We start from the raw sequence: 19,748 nt of genomic DNA, 5'->3' as shown, positions 1-19,748 counted from the left end.
ATCTACCTGTAAATTAACAAAAACCACGCGAACCTCTTAATAATTCGGCACTGTGGGTAACCTGTTGAAAAGACTAAACACTATCCACCGGTTATACAAAGTTATCCACAAAGTAACAGTTTTATCCACAATAATATCCACAGAAAGCTGTGCAAAACTTAATTTAAACACAAATAAAAACGAACTAACGATAATCGCTAGTTCGTTTTCTGTTATTTCAAATGTAATTTATGAGCTAAACTTGTTGCCCGTGCGCCAAGCACTTCCTCACCAACGTGTGTCTTTAGCATGGCAATACCGTAAATTACGGCACCGACCAGACCGCCAACAATCAACAAGATAAATTGTGGGATTTTCCCATCTGACACAAAGTAACCTAATGTACCAACGACCGGTGCAACCACAATGTACATCACCAGACTCCAGAATAGGATAATCATTGCCGAGTAATTAAATGGTGCCCAACTAATATCAAAGCGCTTCGTCAAACGTCGAATTGACATCGCCAATCCGACAATAAAGGCCAATGCTGTTGAAACCAATGGCCCCATGCCGTACAACCAAATCGTTAATGGCACTTGTAAAGCAAACTTCAAAACTAGCATCAAAATCAACACTTTAACGGTGTAACGCAAATCATGCAATCCTTGGTATAACGCCAACACAACCATGTAAGCCCCCAGCAAGATTGCCGTGAAACTAGCAAATTGCAGCACCAGCGTACCATTCGTTAAGTCAGCTGTGTTATAGAACACAATATAGAGTGGTCGTGCCACCGCTGCCATGCCAAGTGAGGCCGGAATCATCACAAATGCCAACAACTTAAACGCAAATTGAATTTGGTTGTTAATATTGTCGCGATCCCCAATTTCATGGGCACGCGCTAGCATTGGCAAAGCTGTTTCGGCCATACCGACTGCCAATGACACAACCAACATAATTAGCTTATTTGAATTAAACGCAAATTGTGAAAACATCGCTTGTTGCGCATGGTTCACAACCGACGTGAAGTGATTCATAATGCGGAAGAACGTGTATTGGTCAATCACTTGCACCAGTGAAATTGCCGAACCAGCAAAAATAACTGGCACTGATTGACGCGCCATACGGAGCATCACTGCACGGGGATTGAAATCTGGTGCTGGTACTGCATTTGCAAGCTGCGTTGCAAAGAATTGACGACGACGCCAAATACCATATACCAGAATTGCAATTCCAGCTAACGCGCCCCAGAAAGCCGCAAACGTTGACTGGACCGTTGCATCAATCCAATTGCCATGGTGTCCAATCATAATCCAATAAGTCGCAGCTAGCATGTAAATCACACGCACAAGCTGCTCGATGAACTGTGACATAGCCGACAAGCCCATGAACTCGAATCCCTGTACGTAACCACGTAACATTGAAAGGGCCGGAATAATAACCACCGCGGCGGCCAATGAGTGAATGACTGGGATCACGTTTGGATCACCTTGTGACAACACCCCAGCTAAGAAGTAGAGCACCGCTCCAGAGGCGATTCCCAGGATGGCTCCCAATTGTAAGGCCTGACGGAAGACTTGCTTCACCGCCCCATATTGGCGAGACGCGCCATATTCCGCCACCAAGCGTGCCAAGACGTTCGGCAGACCAGCCGTTGCAATTAGCAAGGCCACACTATAAATTTGATAACCTTGAGCAAACAATGAGTTCGCTGACGTGAAATACAAATTTCCAATCATTGCAACCCAGGGGATGATGTACAAGGCCCCTAATACACGGGAAGCTAAGCTACCAATGGTCATCCATGCTGAGCCACGCAACATGCGTGATGCCGCGTTCTCATCATCAATGAAGTCGGCTTCTAGCTCCGGTACGGTTTCAATTTCATCAGCCATAGCTGGCGTTGGTTCTTCAGGTACACTTTCTGCCGTGTACGCAGGTTCAGGACGAGTCACAGTTTTCGTAACTGGTGGTTGCACTGGCGTAACCTCTTCAGCTACGGTGGCTGGTTCAGCTGTCATAATATCCGACGGTGTCACCGCCTTAGCCGTCACTGGCTGAACAGCGGCAGCTTCATCCGTATGGGTTTCCTCAATTGAATCCGGTTTCACACTCGCTTCACGCGCAAATGTGTCAGGTACCTCATGTACTTTGAATGTTGAGACGCCTTCCGGACGGGTTACAACTTCGGTCACTGATCGTGGCTCTACCTTCGCCGAGGCTGAATCATGTTGTGCCTCTTTCTGCTCATCACGGGCTTCGAAGATATCATCAACTGTTGCACCGTTTAATAAAGCCGCCAATTCCTCAAACGTGATGTCACGACGGAATGGTGATTCTTCGTAATTGGATGATTTATCGTCAGCCATTTCTTGACCGTCCCCTTTCGTTTGTCACAGTAGTCACTACTATAATCGATACTACTTTCAATGACGCTACACAGACTCGAACTGTGATCTAAGACTTAGGAGGTCCTTGTTCTATCCTGTTGAACTATAGCGCCAAAACTTACCTAAGTTACTATTATACACAAGAAAACCCGTTGTTTGTAGAGTCAAAGTAAATCCGAAACAACGGGCATGATTTTCTATTCAATTAATTGTTGCCATTTCGCCATAATCGGTCCCGTTGCAAAGTCTTTCGCGCGGGCTAATGACTTCGATGCCAACACACGCCGCATTTCCGTACTGTGTAGCAATGGTTCCAATCGGTGCCAGATGGCTGTTGCGTCCTTCGTAGCTAACTCACCGTACACACCACCTTCAAGGATTTCAACCGCCCCGGTGTTATCCGTCGACACAATTGGCAAGCCAAAGCTCATTGCCTCAACCAAAACCAGCGGCAGTCCTTCCCATCGTGATGTTGCCAAAAAGATAGATGCCTGCCGATAATGCTCGGCCAACGCCTCATCATGGAGCGCACCACGATACACGACTTTATTTTCAGCATGATTAGCATGAATCAACCGCTTGAACTCCGCGACATCCGTTGGCGTACCATCACCAGCAATGATAATCTGCCAATCGTCAGGCAAGTATTGTGCGACGGCTAACATGATATCAATACCTTTATGTTGGATGGCAATGCGACCCGTGAACGCAATTTTGTGGCTCGTCACATCAGCCTGACCCACAATGGGCATCGTAACCGGATTCCAAATTTTAATCACCCGATCAGTGACTGTTTGAAAGCCAGCTAAATCTGATTCTGTTAAAGCAACGACCGCGTCAGCTGCCTTCACACCGGCCACAAATTCAGATTGCATCTCACGATAATACTGATTAAAGTACGTATCAATATTATTATGCATCCAAGCAATCATCTGCACATGCGGCGCCCGCGTCTTAAGATACGGAATAAAGCTTGTTAAAATCCCCGCATTTACAATTAACACATCAATTTTTTCAGTTATTAAAACATCCCCCAAATCGGCCATTTGCACCGCATAACGGGTTAATGGCGCGGCCCCATTTTCGGGCATCACTGGATGCTTGGCCGGGACTAAACGGCCTTGTAACTCATAATAAGAAGGCACATCTGCCAGTTGATAGTACTGTACATCCGCAAATGCCGTCATCGCATTACCAACCACTGTAGCAGCTCGTTTCATGCCGCCAAGTCCCAAATTTTCTATCGCCATGAGTACACGCTTCATACTGCACCCTCCCCTCTACCAAAGGCATAAAAAAAGAGGAACACCCACAATTTGAGTGTTCCTCTTAAGTATAGTCACTTCTGAATAAAAAGTATCATGTCATGTCCTGAAACCTGACATGTTATTTTTTACAAGACGACGTTAACCAACTTACCAGGGACCGCGATCACCTTCTTAGGTTGGCCACCATCGAGTTGCTTTTGCACTGCTTCATCAGCAAGCGCTAGTTCTGTCATCTTGTCACGGTCAGCATCGGCTGGAATCGTCAGACGACCACGCACCTTACCGTTAACTTGCAAGACGATTTCAATTTCATCTTCAACCAAAGCAGATTCATCAAACGTTGGCCAAGCAGCGTACGTCACAGATTCATCCTTGTGCAAGTAGCTCCACAATTCTTCCGTCATGTGTGGCGCAATTGGGTTCAACAACTTGATGAAGCCTTCAACATATTCAACTGGCAAGTTTTCAGCCTTGTAAGCTTCGTTGATGAAAATCATCATTTGTGAAATAGCTGTGTTGAAACGAAGACCTTCATAGTCGTCCGTTACCTTCTTGACCGTCTCATTGTAAATCTTGTCCAACTTGTGGTCGTTAACCGTTGTAATGTGATCACGCAACTTGTCATCATCATCAATGAACAAACGCCAAACACGATCCAACCAACGACGTGAACCAGCCAAGCCGTCTTCAGACCAAGCAATTGATTGTTCCAAAGGTCCCATGAACATTTCGTACAAACGCAAGGTGTCAGCACCGTATTGTTCAACCACGTCATCAGGGTTCACAACATTGCCCTTTGACTTAGACATCTTCTCGTGGTTTTCACCCAAGATCATACCTTGGTTAGCCAACTTTTGGAATGGCTCCTTAGTGTGCACAACACCCAAGTCGTACAACACCTTGTGCCAGAAGCGGGCGTACAACAAGTGCAATACGGCGTGCTCAGCACCACCAATGTATAAGTCAACGTTCTGCCAGTAAGCCTCCGCCTCTGGTGAAACAATTTCCTTATCATTGTGTGGATCCATGTAACGCAAGTAGTACCATGATGAACCAGCCCATTGTGGCATCGTGTTCGTCTCGCGCTTACCCTTACGGCCGTTTTCGTCAACCACGTTTACCCAGTCGTCAACGTTGACCAATGGTGACTCACCAGTACCTGAAGGCATGATGTTATCAACTTCTGGCAAACGCAATGGCAATTGGTCTTCCGGTACAAGCGTCTTTTCACCATCTTCCCAGTGGATGACAGGAATTGGCTCACCCCAGTAACGTTGACGTGAGAAGATCCAGTCACGCAAGCGGTAGTTAACTTGCTTGTGACCAACACCTTGCTCTTCCAACCAAGCAATTGCCTTGTCGATAGCTTCTTGCTTACCCATGCCGTCCAAGAAGCCTGAGTTGATGTGCTCGCCGTCACCTGTGTAGGCTTCGTCGGCAATATCACCTCCAGCCAATACTTGGCGCATTGGCAAGTCGTACTTCTTCGCAAATTCGTAGTCACGCGTATCGTGCGCAGGAACCGCCATAATGGCACCCGTTCCGTATGACGCCAAGACATAGTCACCAATCCAGATTGGCAATTCTTCGCCATTCATTGGGTTAATAGCATATGCCCCAGTGAAGACACCGGCCTTGTCCTTGTTCAAGTCCGTACGCTCCAAATCTGACTTTGATGCAATTGACTTCTTGAAGGCTTCGATGGCTTCCTTTTGGTCATCAGAAACAATTTCTGATACCAACGCGTGTTCTGGTGACAAAACAAGGTAAGTTGCACCGAACAACGTATCAGCACGCGTCGTGAAGACTTCAACTTCAGCATCTGAACCCTTCACCTTGAAGTTCACAGAAGCACCGATTGAACGACCAATCCAGTTACGTTGCTGTTCCTTAATGGCATCTGGCCAATCCACATCGTCCAAATCTTCCAACAAACGATCAGCGTAGGCCGTAATCTTCAATGCCCATTGACGCATTGGCACACGGTAAACTGGGAAGCCACCACGCTCCGTCTTACCATCGATGATTTCTTCATTGGCAACAACTGTCCCACCATTGTAATCAGGTGCCCAGTTAACCATGATTTCGTCTTCGTATGCCAAGCCCTTCTTGTACAATTGTTCGAAGATCCATTGCGTCCACTTGTAGTACTTAGGGTCAGTTGTGTTAACCTCACGTGACCAGTCATATGACAACCCAAGCGTCTTCATTTGGCGGCGGAAGTTCTTAACGTTCTTTGCCGTCACCACACGAGGATCTTCACCCGTCTTAATTGCGTACTCTTCAGTAGGCAAACCAAACGCGTCGAATCCCATTGGGTGCAAAACGTTAAAGCCTTGCATACGCTTCATACGTGAAACGATATCAGTTGCTGTGTAACCCTCTGGGTGCCCAACGTGCAGTCCTTGTCCTGATGGGAATGGGAACATGTCCATTGCGAAGAACTTTTCCTTTGAGTGGTCTGCTGACGTCTTAAAGGTTTGATTTTCTTCCCAGAAGCGTTGCCACTTCTTTTCTACTTCTTTGTGTTGATATGCCATTATCGATAACCTCACTTTAATGTTCTAACTTTAACAAAAAAACCGCCTTATTTCAATGAACAAGCGGGTTTAACCACTCGAACATAAAGCCGAATCGAGACGTCATTTTGTGATAGACTGAGTTTATGAAATTTTTAATGTGAAAGGAGCTGTCGCATATGTCCCAAATGCGTAAATTCGACTACCTGCAGCTTGGTGTCGCAATTGCGGGTTTGCTGATGTTTATCTTTTTAGCGTTTGGTTATACACACCACCTGGGCTATATCGATTGGATTGACCAATTTGGGTTCAAACACATTCGTGAGCCCCTAACCCCTGAACGGTCTTGGTTTTTCCGTAACATCACCCGTGGTGGTAATACAAAATGGACCGCCTTGGTCATGGCCATCACCGCCATTATTGCCTTGCTAATCCGTAAAATTGACGTTGCTGTCTTTATGGTCGTCAATGTTGGTGTCTTTGGTCTTGGCGTAATGATGTTAATGAAACATATCTTTCATCGGCCCCGTCCTGACATTTATCATGTTATTGCACAGGGTGGCTATTCCTTCCCATCCGGGCATGCACTAAATGCTGTGTTACTATATGGTTCATTGATAGTTTTAGTTCACTACTATCTAAAGAAGCAGGACCAATTGCGCTACGCCTTCATGACACTCTTTGGCGCGTTGGTTTTCGCTATCCCCATTAGCCGTGTCTACTTAGGCGTGCACTACTTGTCCGACGTCTTAACCGGCTTTAGTTTAGGCGTTTTCTTTTTGATTATGTCTAAGGAACTTATTTTTAAATATCGAACACGAGAGGTTTTCGAACATGCGATCAACCCAGAACCTAGCGCAAATCACGCTTAACGAATACTTAGTCCCCGGCGATTTGGCAATTGACGCCACCATTCGTCACGGTGATATCACGCGTTTCTTGGCTAGCCGTGTTGGCGACACTGGTAAGGTATTGGCCTTTTCAGATGTCAAAGCCGAAATTGATGACGTCGCAACCTCACTATTTTTGAGTGGCTTGCATGAACGTGTGGAACTTATCAGCAAGGATTTTTCAGCTATTACGAATTACTTGGAACCAACAACGCCCGTTGCGGCTGCGTTGTTTCAAGTCGATGAAACCATGGATACCACAACACTAACGAACACCGTGAAAATGCTGTTGATGGTGTTGAAGACGAACGGTTTGGTTTTGTTGCTATCAGATAACCCAGCTAACTTAGTTGCGGCACAAGAATATGTGGCACAATTACCAACCGATTCTTACAATGTCCACAAGTACGAAGACATTTTGACTGGCGAAACTGCTTTGCTTGTTCAACGTCGTTAAAAAATAACGCCTAGATTCGATAATCTAGGCGTTATTTTTTACTTTTCAATTGGTTCAAACACCGCCACTGCTTCAACGTGCGCAGTTTGCGGGAACTGGTCCAACGGTTGGATATCTCCCTTAATACGGAAGCCCTTATCGATTAGATAACGGGCATCGCGCGCCATCGTCTCGGGGTTGCATGAGACGTAAACAAACCGGTCGGGGTTCATATCAGCCACCGCATCAAGTAATTCTTCCGTCAAGCCGCGACGAGGCGGATCAACGAAGATGACATCCGGCTTAAGACCGCCATCTTTCCACTTTTGCATTTGCTCGGGTGCGTCTGCTGTCACAAACTCTGCATTTTGCACGTTGTTGTTTGCGACGTTCTTTTGCGCGTCAATAACGGCACGTTCGATAACTTCCACACCTAAAACTTTGTCGACACGGTCGGCCACTGTTAATCCAATGGTACCAATACCTGAGTATGCGTCGATAACCGTATCCGATTCTTTCAACTCACCCTTTGTGGCTGCCATGTCATACAACACTTCAGTCGTTTGTGGGTTAACCTGGTAGAACGAGTTTGGGCCGATTTCAAAATCAATGTCCAACAACTTATCGTGGATGGCATCCGCTCCCCACAATGTGCGATTATCACCTGAAGTCAACACGTGTAAACTACGCGGATTGTGGTTTAAAATAATGCTCTTAACGCCTGCAACGGCAGCAGCGATATCAGAAGCAATTGCGTCTTCATCGGTCAAAGTTGGTGTTTGCGTGACTAGCACCACCATCACCTCATGACTATAGTAGCCACGGCGAACCATGATGTATCGCATTTCACCTTCTTGTGTGTCGTCATCAAAGACTGACACTTTATGCGCATCGAGAATGTCCCTGACAATGCCAATGATTTGATCAATTTTTTCGTCATTAACGAAGTAGTCATCCAATGGCACAATGTCGCCAGGCGTACGCTTCTTAATGAACCCCGTCGTTAATTTGCCATCGACATACTTCACTGGCACAACCGTCTTATTGCGGTAGTGTGTAGGGTTATCCATCCCAATTGTGGGTGCCACGTCAACATCAATGCCGACTGCCTTGTATAACTTCTGCACTTGTTGTTGCTTCAAACGAAGTTGGGCATCGTAAGCCAAGTTAACATAAGGTGCAATGCCGGCTTCAAGCAGGTAATCTTTGCCTGAATCGACACGATCTGGCGAGGCAACTTCAATTTCAACGACCTTGGCACGCCCGAACTTACGATTAACTTGTGTCACTTCAAATCGAATTTTCTCGCCTTCAAAGGCGTTCTCCAAATGGATTGGGTAATCATCCACCATGATGACCCCAACCCCCGTGTAAAGCACGTCGACAACAGTGCCTTCGTACTGTTCGCCGAGCTTTACCGGAATAACTGTATTACTCATATTTTTTATCTCGTGATTCTCAAATTAATTTCCACTATCCATTATACCTGAATGCACGGTGGAATATTCATCACGTAGTCGGTTAGCCTTAGTACGTTACCATTTCGACAAGCTGCCGAACAGTAAACGTCAAACCAGGCAGTACAACACCAAGACCAAGTAACCATTTAATCGCACGGTTATCGGAGCGCAGTACTGCCATATCTTCGCCGAAACCGTTCATTTTCGTCTGTATGGCTGCGACATCATCTTTAACATCGTGCAGGTCCTTCTGAACATCATGCACATCACGTTGTAGTTCTGTTACATCCTGTTGTAGCTTCGTAAATTCTCGTTGCTTGAATGATTCAAATTCTTGTTTCGTAACAAATTGTACCGTTGATTCTGGTAATAAAATCCCTTGATTCATGACATGTCCCCCATTGATTACTTCCACAACACAATTTCATCATATCTGATAATTTTTCGTTTTGCAACAAAACAATCAGCCATAAACGCCTGTATAGAAACGTTTTTAAGCAACATGGTTAACAAAAAGTAGACCTTTCGTCATCGAAAGATCTGCTTTTTTGTTAGTTAATACGGCGTCCGTGTTCTTCAACATAAGCTGCCGCAACCGGCATCATTTGCCCCTTATATTCAACGGCTAATGCTCGCGCGGTCTCATCCTGCGTTGGGACCATCGCCACAAATTCGCCACTATCTAACCGGTACAAAGCCACCCGTTGGCCCGCATCATTGAGTAGGAACGAATAGTCAATCATGTGATCATAATCAACAAATTTAAATGGCCGTGCGTCCTCACGATAATCAATTTCGTCTGGTTGTGATGTGACCGTTGTCTGCCGTTCTGCTGGCAACTGCCCAATCAACTCAAATTTCATTTCCTGCAAATCTATCAATGCAGCCTGGTAACTAATTGGCACTTCATCAACAACCGCCTTGAAAAACTTTGGCAGTAATTTTTTAGGGCGGGTCACCGGATCAGCTAATTCCGCAAAAACTGTATAGACACTTACTTGTTGGGCAACTAAATCATCCAACGCCACCGTAATACGTGCTTCACCGTCAGCCACCGACCACTCTAGGCCGGCATTTTGCATTGCCCGTTCAGAAACAAACGGCGCCACCAAAGTGCCTAACGTCATAATAATTAACCCATCAACTTGGTTAATCGTTACATCAAATTTCTTGGCGGCATCTTCAAATAACATCCCCACCGTGCGAGTTGAGAATATATTAACAGCGCGCATATCTTGCAAAAGTGTCGTGGCACCTTCAGCATCTTTAGCGGTGATTAAATCAATGAGTTCGTGATACACTTCAAGGCTCACAAAATCAGTCGGTGATAAAATCAGCTCACCATAATCATCAAACATTTCATTTAATAACATGTATCACCATTCCAAACTGTACTTAATTATTGTTAATAATCATAACAGCAATTAGGCCCTTATGGCTAATTATCAGGTCAAACAAAAATGACGACTAGCAGATTTGCGAGTCGTCATTTCATTAGTCTATATTTTAGCCAAGAACCTTCAAAACGAAGTCGTTGTACTTAGCAGCTGATTCAGCCAAGAACTTCTTTGTACCTTCGTTAGTGATCTTGCCACCTTCGTCAGCCAAGTCCATCGTGTTACCAATGTAAAGTTCTGGTTGGTGCATAACAGCCATGTCCAAGAAGTCCAACGTGTTACGCAATACGTGGTGCGCCACAACACCGCCAAGACCGGCGATTGATTGTGATGCAGGCAAAACTGGCTTACCAGCCCATACGTTTTGACCCCATGGACGTGAAGCAATGTCCAAAGCGTTCTTCAATGCAGCAGGCACTGAACGGTTGTGCTCAGGCGTTACGATAATGAATGCGTCTTGTTCAGCAACCAACTTGCGGAAGTCTTCATATTCCTTAGGAGAGTTTGCATCCAAGTCTTGGTTGTACAAAGGCAAGCTTGCGATGTCGAAGTACGTTACTTCTGCATCAGCTGGCAAACCAGCAACAAGGGCCTCAGCCACACCAAGTGAGTATGAGTTCTTACGAATTGATCCAACAATTACACCGTACTTTGTCATGAATAAATCTCCTAACTGTCTGTGTGCTACATTTCACTTACAAAATATAAGTCTATACGACGTAGCACAAAAAATCAACAGGTCAAATTAAAAGGTCTTCATTTTTATTGTAATTTTTTGATGGTCATGATGACACCGGCACCAATAACCGCAATGATTGCGGCGCCCAAATACAGCGACACATAATTAACTGATTGATTACCAATTGCCAACAAAATCGGCGCCACCGCCGGCGCGATTGATTGCGGTAAGACCATCGACATATTACCGATACCCAACCATTTACCGCCATTTTCCTGGTCCGGCATCGTTAATGATAATGCCGCATAGGCCACATTATTTTCAGCGCCTTGCGCTAAGCCAGCCAAAACGGCCGCTAACATGAGCAAGTCCGGTCGAAAACCAAACATCGTGGCCGTCCCCGCTAACAATAGAGCGCTACCAATAATCCAAGCGCGATATCGGGCATATTTATCTGACAACCATCCCGCGATGTAATTTGCTACCATCGACGATGCCCCTGATATCAGGTAAATCACTGTAATCATGCTGGCCACTTTGGCGTCTGACCACCCCAATCGATCGGACATCACATACACTTGATAGGTCGTAATAATGTTCAACCCAATTAAGATGAAGAAATTTCCCGTTAAGAGCTTGCCAAAATCCGGCGTTTGTCGCCAATTAAAGGTATAACTCTCAAGCACTGTTTTTAGTACACTGGCTCTAGCTGGCGCTACCTGCAGCGGTGCATCCTGATACCACAATAAAAAAACCAGCAAGATAATAAAGCCCAGTAGTGCTGGTACACCAAACATTAAGAGTGGCGTTTTAACTAACGCTGCACTAAGTCCAATGCCTAATACTGTGCCAATACCACCACCGACACCAACCGACACGCTGGCCTTGCCACGTTCTGACTCTGGAAAAACATCTGATGTGATGGCATGTAATGCTGCAATTGCTGCATTAAACACTAACTGAACCACGCTCCAAGCAATCACAACGCCCATAACTGTCTGCATAAGGGGCAACACAAATAACGCTACCGTCCCCGCCAATGCACCAAAGAACATGAACGGCTTACGGCGTCCCCAACGCCCCATATGCCGATCTGATAATTGTCCCCAAATTGGATTACTAACCAATGCTAGTAAAGCCCCAACCCCCAACACGAGCGCTAAACCACTCGCTTTATGCGCCGGATCAATTTGCCCAATTCGAAGCTGCAGTCCTGACATCGTAGGGGCAATAAAGGCCATCCATACCCCAACGAATGCCAAGGCGTACATTAAGAAAAATTGACGCGAGATTGGTTGCTTATTCATTCTCTCTACTTACCTCGATACTCTAAAATTCGCGTTGCATAATAACGGGCTGATGGGCGAATGTCACGCTGATAGTCGTTCTCATAATCAACGGCAATTAAGCCAAATCGGGGCCAATACCCCTTATCCCATTCAAAGTTATCAAACGCCGACCAGTGTAGATACCCCATTAAATCAACGCCGGTCGCTTCAGCATTTTCTAATGCCTGCAACGTCTCCGAAATCCACCATTCACGATCGGAATCATCACCATCAGCTAAGCCATTTTCCGTAATTAAAATTGGCAACTGATAACGATTGTACAAGCGAACCAAGGTCTTTTCAATGCGAATTGGTCGCATATCCCATCCCATGTCATTGACCTTTTCGTTAGGATTTTTAACTGCAAAACCATCATAACTATCGGCGTTATACCAATTCAGACCCAAGAAATCCATTTTTTGATACGTCCGATCTAAGAAAAATCCGTCACGTTGCCACCGATTCCAAGCCAAACCGAGCTTCGTTGTTACCTTCCGGTTTAACGCGATAAAATCGGCCGTATTGTGAGCCACCGACACTTTGAATGCTGGTTTAATCATTTTGGCAATATCGTAGACGCGATTGTGCGTTTCCGTTAAGTGCAGTGCCACCTTAAACGCTGTCAAAAATGACGTCTGCATTGGGGCCCATTCACCTGCTATATAGCCAGCAAATGTATAGACATTCCACTCATTAAAAGTTAAGACAATATCAATGTCATCTTGTAATTTCTGCAAGACGTATGCCGCGAACTCTTCGAAGTACCGTTCATTTTCACGCTTTTCAAAGCCACCTTTTTCCGTAAACCACACCGGCATCGTCCAATGCCATAACGTCAAGACCGGTGTCATCCCGTGTGACTTGATTGAGGCAATATAATCCTTTAAAAATGCAATTTCGCTTTCATCATAAACCCCTTCTTCCGGTTCAACGCGGGCCCATTCCACGCTGAATCGAAAAGCGTTGAAGTTTAGTGCTTGTAGTTTATCAAAATCGCTATCATAACGCTCCCGATGATGAATCCCCATCCCACTGATATAGTTTTGCGGATCGTTCCCAGCTGCACGGAAATCATCAACCGTTGGGACATCCTTGAATGCCGTATTATAGTCACTTGCTAAGCGGTCAGCATTCGCAAGCTCCCACTCATGCCACTGCGTATTTTCTGCGCCATCCGTTTGATAGTTTGCAATTGATGCACCCCATAAAAATTCTTTGCCCCGTAATGCCATTTTCTCTTCCTATTCTTTCTCCAAATAACTATTTGTAAACTAGTCATTCCTTTTAGTATAGAAAATTCCTTACAAAAAATCTGTACACCGTCGTTTTTTAAATTTTTGATTTCGGCAAATTTGTCAGCTTTCTAATGCCAATCGATATAAAGTTAACTTTATATTTTTGCGATTTTTCGTTTTATATAAAGTTAACTTTATATAAAACGAAAAGCCATGCTTCACAGAAACATGGCTCTTTATCTATTATCACCAACGATGTCGTTCATGGCGCTTGATTGTCCGCCGTTCTTCATCCCAGCGATCCAAATCTTCTTGGGTTGGTCCGCTATCATTTGAATCAGACGCAAAACTAGCAATCATTCCGAGAATTGCAATAATCACAATAATAATGATTAACATCTCATGACCTCCCACTATTCTGCCAGGATATTAACTATATATCGACCTAATTTCTGATGCATCAAGCGGGCTTTGTCCGAATCCTGCATCACCGCATGCAATGTCGTGGCATCATCCGTGATTTCGCCCTGTACACCTTGTGAATATGCCGCAACCATCCCCGTCTCATCGTTAACAGTCCAGGCATAGACACCCTTCCGCAGTTCATTCAAACTTTCAACCTGCTCACGTGTTAAAAACGAATACTCCATTGTGTAGAAGTCCGCGCTCGTCACCGGATTGCCCACAAAATCACCCGGTAAAATCATACCAACCGGCAATTTAGGGTCCAACTTTTTGAGACGTTGCACAACTGAATAATTCAAACTATGCATTTCCCAACCATTTTGATCCATCACCGTTTTAAATTGTTTCAAAAATGAATCTGCCAAATCTGGTGCTGTTTGTCGCTCAGTCTTAATTTCGACGAGCAACTTCACATGAGCCTGCTCAGCCGCCTTTGCATAAGCCGCAAAACTCGGAATTTTTGCTGTATGACCATTCTCATAAACCGTTAACGCTGTGGCTTGTTGTAGCGTTAAGTCCGAAATTGACTTGTTTGACGCCCCTTTTGTTAAGGTCGTTAAGGTTGGATCGTGCATCAAGACCCATTTGCCATCCTTAGTTTGACGAATATCCATTTCAACATAGTCTGGATGTGCCTTCGCTACTGTATCTCGTAATGCCGGAATCGTGTTTTGCACCCCATTACCGCCGTCAACACCACGGTGAGAAATGATTTTCATGTGCCGATTAGCCGTATTGACCACAAACCAAAACGATGGCGTCGCGCCTTGCACAATCAAATTCAAAATCAAGAACGCCCCAATCCAGCGTTTTGAACGCTTTGGTTTGCTGACAAAATCAGTTAACTCTACTACCTGATAATCACGCGTCATCAGGCCGAATACAAATTGCAGACCCACAATACTGAATAAGATGTCACTTAGCGTTGCCAAAATGAACGTCAGTACCGCACCTAGCGCACTTACATCAAGGTTACCCAGTTGATCGATACCAAGTTGCAACAAGTACGTCGCCCCAAATGCAAGTAACGTCATCGCACCAATTAGCAACGATCCCAAAAATAACTTGAACACCAAACGCCAACCTGACCGGCCAGCCGTTTTTTGCCAGCTATTATGTAGCGCGGTTTTGGCCGATTGCTGATGTAGAACCAGTTCCGGCAACACATAGAAGAACCGAATCGCCAAAAACAATGCGCCCACAAACAATATTGCCAGCGTTCCCCACATCCAGGTAGTCGCCATAATCGTCGGCCAGACAAATTCTGGAATTTTCACATCCGTCAATAACGCTGAATGAAAGGTCAGCATCGGAAACGGCAGTGCTAACAACCCATACGCCACAATTAATACACTACGACCGAATCCCATTCGTCGGATCTGGTAGCCAGCTTGCTTCATGGCACTCAGTGCGGTCGGCTTTTGCCCCGCATGAATCGCTGAAAAGCCAAGCACATAACTCACCGCCTGCCAGGCGAACACTGCTAACAGCGCCGCAATCGCAATAATCAAAATCACCGTGAAAGCCGGATTTTGTAAAAGCATCTGCTTAAAATTCGACAGTGATAAAAATGGCACATTATCCAGCCACTGTCCGACGTACACCAGCCCCTTCAACACTGGAATCGCCAATGCCGTAATGACGATGGTAACGGCTAGGTAGACGCGACTAAAAGCCCAACGCGATTGCCAAAATCGCCCCCATGTTAACTCCCAAAGTCGTTTCATAATTCTTTGCCTCGTTCGTTTTTTATTGAAGCTATTATAGCAAGATATCCCGTGTTTTCTGGGTGTTGCGGTTCAAACTGGATTAAAAAGAAGCATCGTAAATCCAAAGACTCACAATGCTTCTCAATTAAAACAAACCTTCAACTCATCAACTTTGCCGCAAGTTTTTTAAATGTATTCGCACCTCGCACTGTCACTTGACCAAACTCAGGCGTTCGACTAATTTTTAAAATTCCGCTCTTGTTGCGTAACTCCGGGATGACACTGATGTAGACCACTCGGCCTTTTACAGCAATGTAATCACCTGGCCCGGCAAATTTGCTAAACGTTACGAAGATTCGATTGGCTTCTGCTGCAGAAACGGCAACAATGGTGTCATGACGGCCACCGTCATCTATACCCCACCACGTTGGCGCATCATCGACCGTGCTAATTACCTCCTCACGGGACATGACAAATACCGGAATGTCAAAACCAAACGTTTTTGCTAACGTCACTGTTATTTTATCCACAGACACCGCTGCTTCATTCGCAGTAAAGATGACGTTGCCGGAATTAAGCATTGTCTTAACATCCGTCAAGCCGAGTGACTCAAACACCAAACGCAAGTCGCTCATCGGCACTTTGTTTTTACCGCCTACATTTATCGCGCGTAACAGGGCTACGTACACTGTCATTCTGCATCACCTCGGTTTTTACATAGAATTATCCGTTCATTCTATCAAAGCAATCTTGCCTATATCAAAAAAGAAGCATCGTGAGCCCAAAGACTCACAATGCTTCCATAATTTCTTTTACTTGTTAAAGTATGCCTTCAACTCGTCAACCTTATCCAAACGCTCCCATGGCAAGTCCAATTCAGGACGACCGAAGTGACCGTATGCGGCAGTTGCTTCGTAACGAGGCTTGCGCAAGTCCAAGTCCTCGATGATTCCGGCTGGACGCAACTCGAACAAGTCACGGATTGCGGCGACCAATTCATCATCAGAAACCTTACCTGTACCGAACGTGTTCACGTTAACTGAAACTGGGGCAGCCACACCGATAGCGTAGGCAACTTGGATTTCAACCTTTTCGGCCAAACCAGCTGCAACGATGTTCTTGGCGATGTGACGCGTTGCGTAGGCAGCTGAACGGTCAACCTTGGTTGCGTCCTTACCTGAGAAGGCACCACCACCGTGACGTGCGTATCCGCCGTACGTGTCAACAATAATCTTACGACCCGTCATACCAGCATCACCCTTAGGTCCACCGATAACGAAACGACCAGTTGGGTTGATGTAGTAACGTGTGTCGTCATCGACCATGTCGGCTGGCAACACAGGGTCAAGGATGAACTTACGCACGTCAGCACGCAATTGATCCAATGTCACTGAATCACGGTGTTGCGTTGACAAAACAACGGCGTCGATACGCGTTGGCTTGTCGTTTTCGTCCAATTCAACTGTCACTTGCGCCTTGGCATCAGGCAACAAGTATGACAACTCACCGTTACGACGGACTTCAGCTTGCTTCTTCACCAACTTGTGTGACAAAACAACTGACAATGGCAAGTACTCATCGGTTTCGTTCGTTGCAAAACCAAACATCAAGCCTTGATCACCGGCACCAATTTGGTCCAATGGATCAACCCCACCGTCTTCACGTTGCTCAATTGCTGAATCAACACCTTGGGCGATATCTGGTGATTGCTCATCCAACGTAATCCCAACGTGGATATCATCAGCCAAGAAACCAGCATCCTTATCATCGTAACCAATACGCTTCAATGTTTGGCGTACGATATCGTTGATGTTTACATAGGCCTTCGTTGACATCTCACCAAAGATGTTCACGTAACCTGTCGTTACTGATGTTTCAACGGCGGTACGGGCTTGTGGGTCTTGTGCCAAAACAGCATCCAAGATGGCATCTGAGATTTGGTCTGAAACCTTATCGGGGTGGCCTTCTGAAACTGATTCTGACGTAAACAAACGCTTTTCTGTCATGTGTAAAAAATCTCCTAAACTTAATATCTCTCAAAAACTAAAAACCCGACATACCACTCGTAGGCGGCATGTCGGGTTGAATCGATATGCGCCTATCTGCTAGAAAGTACCACATCGCCCGAAACGGGTAAGTTGGCGTCAGATCAAAGGGTCTAGTCCCTCCCTGAACTCTCGATAGGAAAGTCGAATTTATTTACTTTTTAATACTCCAACTAGTTTACGGTTTTTACATAAAATTAGCAAGTTAGAAATTTTCTAATCGTTTATGATGCCGTGGCATGCAGTGTAACTTTCACCAGTGTACTCGTGCCTGGGTTCCCTAAAATAAAGATGTTCATCCCCTCGCGTCGCAACTGATGGGCTTCGTTGACGGTCTCATGATGGGCACCTCGTAACACAACAATCCGGACATCGTACAACTCTTTCCGCATTTCATCAGCCACTTTATTGTTGGCAACGGTTGACGTGTCGAGCCACTTCACATTTGCCCCCATCTTCTCCAGTTTACGTTTCGCGTGATTGGCTGTCTCACCCCACCAACTGACAATAAGCACGTTCTTACCCGCCAAAACAGTTGCATCTTCAAAGCGCTGCAAATCAGCGTCATTATAAACACTGGCTGGTCGCTCATATTGTTTATGGAGTGATCGAATCAAGACAATTCGGTCACTATCAATCCGTTGCCGTGCGGAATACAGTTCCCCATCTGCAATATCAGTCACGTCAAGGCCGTTGCAATCAACGTCTGAGAGTTCATGATACGCGAAACTGTTATCCACAAAATACCGTTCATCATCTTCAGTAACAAAATGTCCCTGCAGTTTCGTCCATAATGTCAGCTCATCCCCCTCAACCAGATCGTTATATTTTTGCACAAGCCGTTCAATAGGATGGTATTCCGCCAATGAATCGGCCGTTAAATTTGCAATTAACTGACGCAGCAATTCAGCGTTCGTTAGAGGCGCCGGTTGTGCCGCAATCTCAACTAGTTCTGTTTCAGCCAAAGCCGGTGCCCCTTCACCAACTTCCGGGCGCGCCGCCAGTTTAGCCTGTTCTAACTCCGTAATCCGGGTAGCCAAGGCATTTAAAATCGTTTGCACGTTATGATCAGAAAGTGGGGCGACTGTGGCTTGCTGAGCTTGATGTAGCTGGTCTTGTTGCGCTTGCACTGTGGCCTTCAGCGTCGCGATTTCATCTGTCAGTTGCACCTCCGTCTGCTCACTCGTGGTCAGGGAATCTTGTTGCGACCGAACCGTCGTCTGTGCCTCACGCAACGTTTGGCGCAATGTCGTTAACTCAGTCGCCTGTGTCTGATTTTGATGGCGCAAACTGAGCAATTGTTCCACCGTATTCCCTTGTTCTTGTTCGGAAGCTTGTAGCTGATATTTTTGGTCCGTTATCGCTTTTTCTTTTGCATCACACTCGCGTTGTAACCGCCGCAAGTCGTCTTCCGCCTTCAAAGCCCGCTCCATCGCCTCAACCGCTTGGCGTTTCAACGTTTTATTCGCGCGTTCTAAGGTCATCGTTAATTCCGTCGTGGCATCAACGGTTGGCGTTTCATCTTCCGGCGCCACCCATGGTGTGGCTAAGGCTGCCAAATATTCATCCCCTGACAGCCGCTGCCACAACAACTTGTTCGTCACGTCTTCGAATTCTGTCACCTCAAGTAGCACACCTTGATCGGTTTGGTATAGCAACTGACGCGTTTCACCCAAAACGAATTCGTAGTCATGAAGCGGCACGGCTTGCTCTGGTGATAAATGCGGATGTACCACCTTTTCTAGACGATACATAATTTGTGGTAACCGCAAATTAACCCGTGATAGAAAACTCGGCGTCAGGACATTATCTTTTTTCTGCACCGCCAAAATAAAATGATGTAGTTCTTGCAAGTCATCATGCAACTTGCCTTTATTTTTTGGCTCATCTTGATCGTTGATTCTCTTTTTAAGTCGCTTTTTGTCTATTTTCATGGAAACCCCCA

General features: G+C 45.6%; 16 protein-coding genes and 1 tRNA gene. 2 read left to right on the top strand and 15 right to left on the bottom strand.

What is annotated here, in order from left to right; translation table 11 throughout:
- Positions 1-212 precede the first annotated feature (212 nt).
- The 4 genes from ACJ28U_RS05050 to leuS form a co-directional block, all read right to left on the bottom strand.
- Positions 213-2,351, bottom strand: a complete 2,139-nt coding sequence (locus ACJ28U_RS05050; protein ID WP_407618592.1) for a polysaccharide biosynthesis C-terminal domain-containing protein — start codon at positions 2,349-2,351, stop codon at positions 213-215.
- A 61-nt stretch (positions 2,352-2,412) separates the two neighbouring features.
- Positions 2,413-2,485, bottom strand: a tRNA-Arg gene (locus tag ACJ28U_RS05045).
- An 84-nt stretch (positions 2,486-2,569) separates the two neighbouring features.
- On the bottom strand, positions 2,570-3,637 hold the full coding sequence (locus ACJ28U_RS05040) for a glycosyltransferase (RefSeq protein ID WP_407618591.1): 1,068 nt from the start codon (positions 3,635-3,637) through the stop codon (positions 2,570-2,572).
- 128 nt (positions 3,638-3,765) lie between these two features.
- Positions 3,766-6,180: a leucine--tRNA ligase gene (leuS, locus tag ACJ28U_RS05035; RefSeq protein WP_407618590.1), complete on the bottom strand. Its 2,415-nt coding sequence runs from the start codon at positions 6,178-6,180 to the stop codon at positions 3,766-3,768.
- Between the two features lie 158 nt (positions 6,181-6,338).
- Between leuS and ACJ28U_RS05030 the strand changes: the two genes are divergently transcribed.
- Positions 6,339-7,031 (top strand): phosphatase PAP2 family protein, encoded by a 693-nt coding sequence (locus tag ACJ28U_RS05030; protein WP_407618589.1) that lies wholly within the window; start codon positions 6,339-6,341, stop codon positions 7,029-7,031.
- Complete coding sequence (locus ACJ28U_RS05025; RefSeq protein ID WP_099088671.1) at positions 6,994-7,506, top strand: rRNA methyltransferase; 513 nt, start codon at positions 6,994-6,996, stop codon at positions 7,504-7,506. The genes ACJ28U_RS05030 and ACJ28U_RS05025 overlap by 38 nt, the downstream gene beginning before the upstream one ends.
- A gap of 38 nt (positions 7,507-7,544) precedes the next feature.
- Here the strand turns inward: ACJ28U_RS05025 and rlmD are convergent, their stop codons facing one another.
- The 11 genes from rlmD to ACJ28U_RS04970 all read right to left on the bottom strand — a co-directional run bounded on the left by rlmD (position 7,545) and on the right by ACJ28U_RS04970 (position 19,737).
- On the bottom strand, positions 7,545-8,924 hold the full coding sequence (rlmD, locus tag ACJ28U_RS05020; protein WP_407618588.1) for a 23S rRNA (uracil(1939)-C(5))-methyltransferase RlmD: 1,380 nt from the start codon (positions 8,922-8,924) through the stop codon (positions 7,545-7,547).
- Between the two features lie 88 nt (positions 8,925-9,012).
- Positions 9,013-9,333, bottom strand: a complete 321-nt coding sequence (locus tag ACJ28U_RS05015; protein ID WP_085638704.1) for a hypothetical protein — start codon at positions 9,331-9,333, stop codon at positions 9,013-9,015.
- Positions 9,334-9,496: 163 nt separating this feature from the next.
- Positions 9,497-10,318: a hypothetical protein gene (locus ACJ28U_RS05010; protein WP_407618587.1), complete on the bottom strand. Its 822-nt coding sequence runs from the start codon at positions 10,316-10,318 to the stop codon at positions 9,497-9,499.
- A gap of 133 nt (positions 10,319-10,451) precedes the next feature.
- Entirely contained in the window at positions 10,452-11,000 is a 549-nt protein-coding gene (locus ACJ28U_RS05005) for an NADPH-dependent FMN reductase (protein WP_099088667.1), read from the bottom strand.
- Between the two features lie 104 nt (positions 11,001-11,104).
- Positions 11,105-12,328 (bottom strand): MFS transporter, encoded by a 1,224-nt coding sequence (locus ACJ28U_RS05000; protein WP_407618586.1) that lies wholly within the window; start codon positions 12,326-12,328, stop codon positions 11,105-11,107.
- A gap of 5 nt (positions 12,329-12,333) precedes the next feature.
- Positions 12,334-13,581 carry a glycoside hydrolase family 1 protein gene (locus ACJ28U_RS04995; RefSeq protein ID WP_407618585.1) on the bottom strand — a complete coding sequence of 416 codons (1,248 nt, stop codon included), beginning with the start codon at positions 13,579-13,581 and terminating at the stop codon, positions 12,334-12,336.
- A gap of 249 nt (positions 13,582-13,830) precedes the next feature.
- Positions 13,831-13,983 carry a hypothetical protein gene (locus ACJ28U_RS04990; protein WP_186433923.1) on the bottom strand — a complete coding sequence of 51 codons (153 nt, stop codon included), beginning with the start codon at positions 13,981-13,983 and terminating at the stop codon, positions 13,831-13,833.
- Between the two features lie 14 nt (positions 13,984-13,997).
- A complete protein-coding gene (locus ACJ28U_RS04985; protein ID WP_407618584.1) occupies positions 13,998-15,776 on the bottom strand; it encodes a glycerophosphoryl diester phosphodiesterase membrane domain-containing protein in 1,779 nt (592 codons plus the stop codon).
- Positions 15,777-15,916: 140 nt separating this feature from the next.
- The gene (locus tag ACJ28U_RS04980) at positions 15,917-16,453 is read right to left on the bottom strand and encodes a DUF1697 domain-containing protein (protein WP_407618583.1); all 537 of its coding nucleotides are present in this window, start codon (positions 16,451-16,453) and stop codon (positions 15,917-15,919) included.
- Positions 16,454-16,570: 117 nt separating this feature from the next.
- On the bottom strand, positions 16,571-17,764 hold the full coding sequence (metK, locus tag ACJ28U_RS04975; protein WP_099088662.1) for a methionine adenosyltransferase: 1,194 nt from the start codon (positions 17,762-17,764) through the stop codon (positions 16,571-16,573).
- Between the two features lie 263 nt (positions 17,765-18,027).
- The gene (locus ACJ28U_RS04970) at positions 18,028-19,737 is read right to left on the bottom strand and encodes a hypothetical protein (RefSeq protein WP_407618582.1); all 1,710 of its coding nucleotides are present in this window, start codon (positions 19,735-19,737) and stop codon (positions 18,028-18,030) included.
- Positions 19,738-19,748 lie beyond the last annotated feature (11 nt).

It is taken from the genome of Weissella sp. MSCH1 (genome assembly GCF_045799135.1).
Taxonomy (GTDB): domain Bacteria; phylum Bacillota; class Bacilli; order Lactobacillales; family Lactobacillaceae; genus Weissella.
The sequence above is the reverse complement of the archived record's forward strand: the minus strand, read 5'-3'. Positions and strand labels throughout refer to the sequence as shown.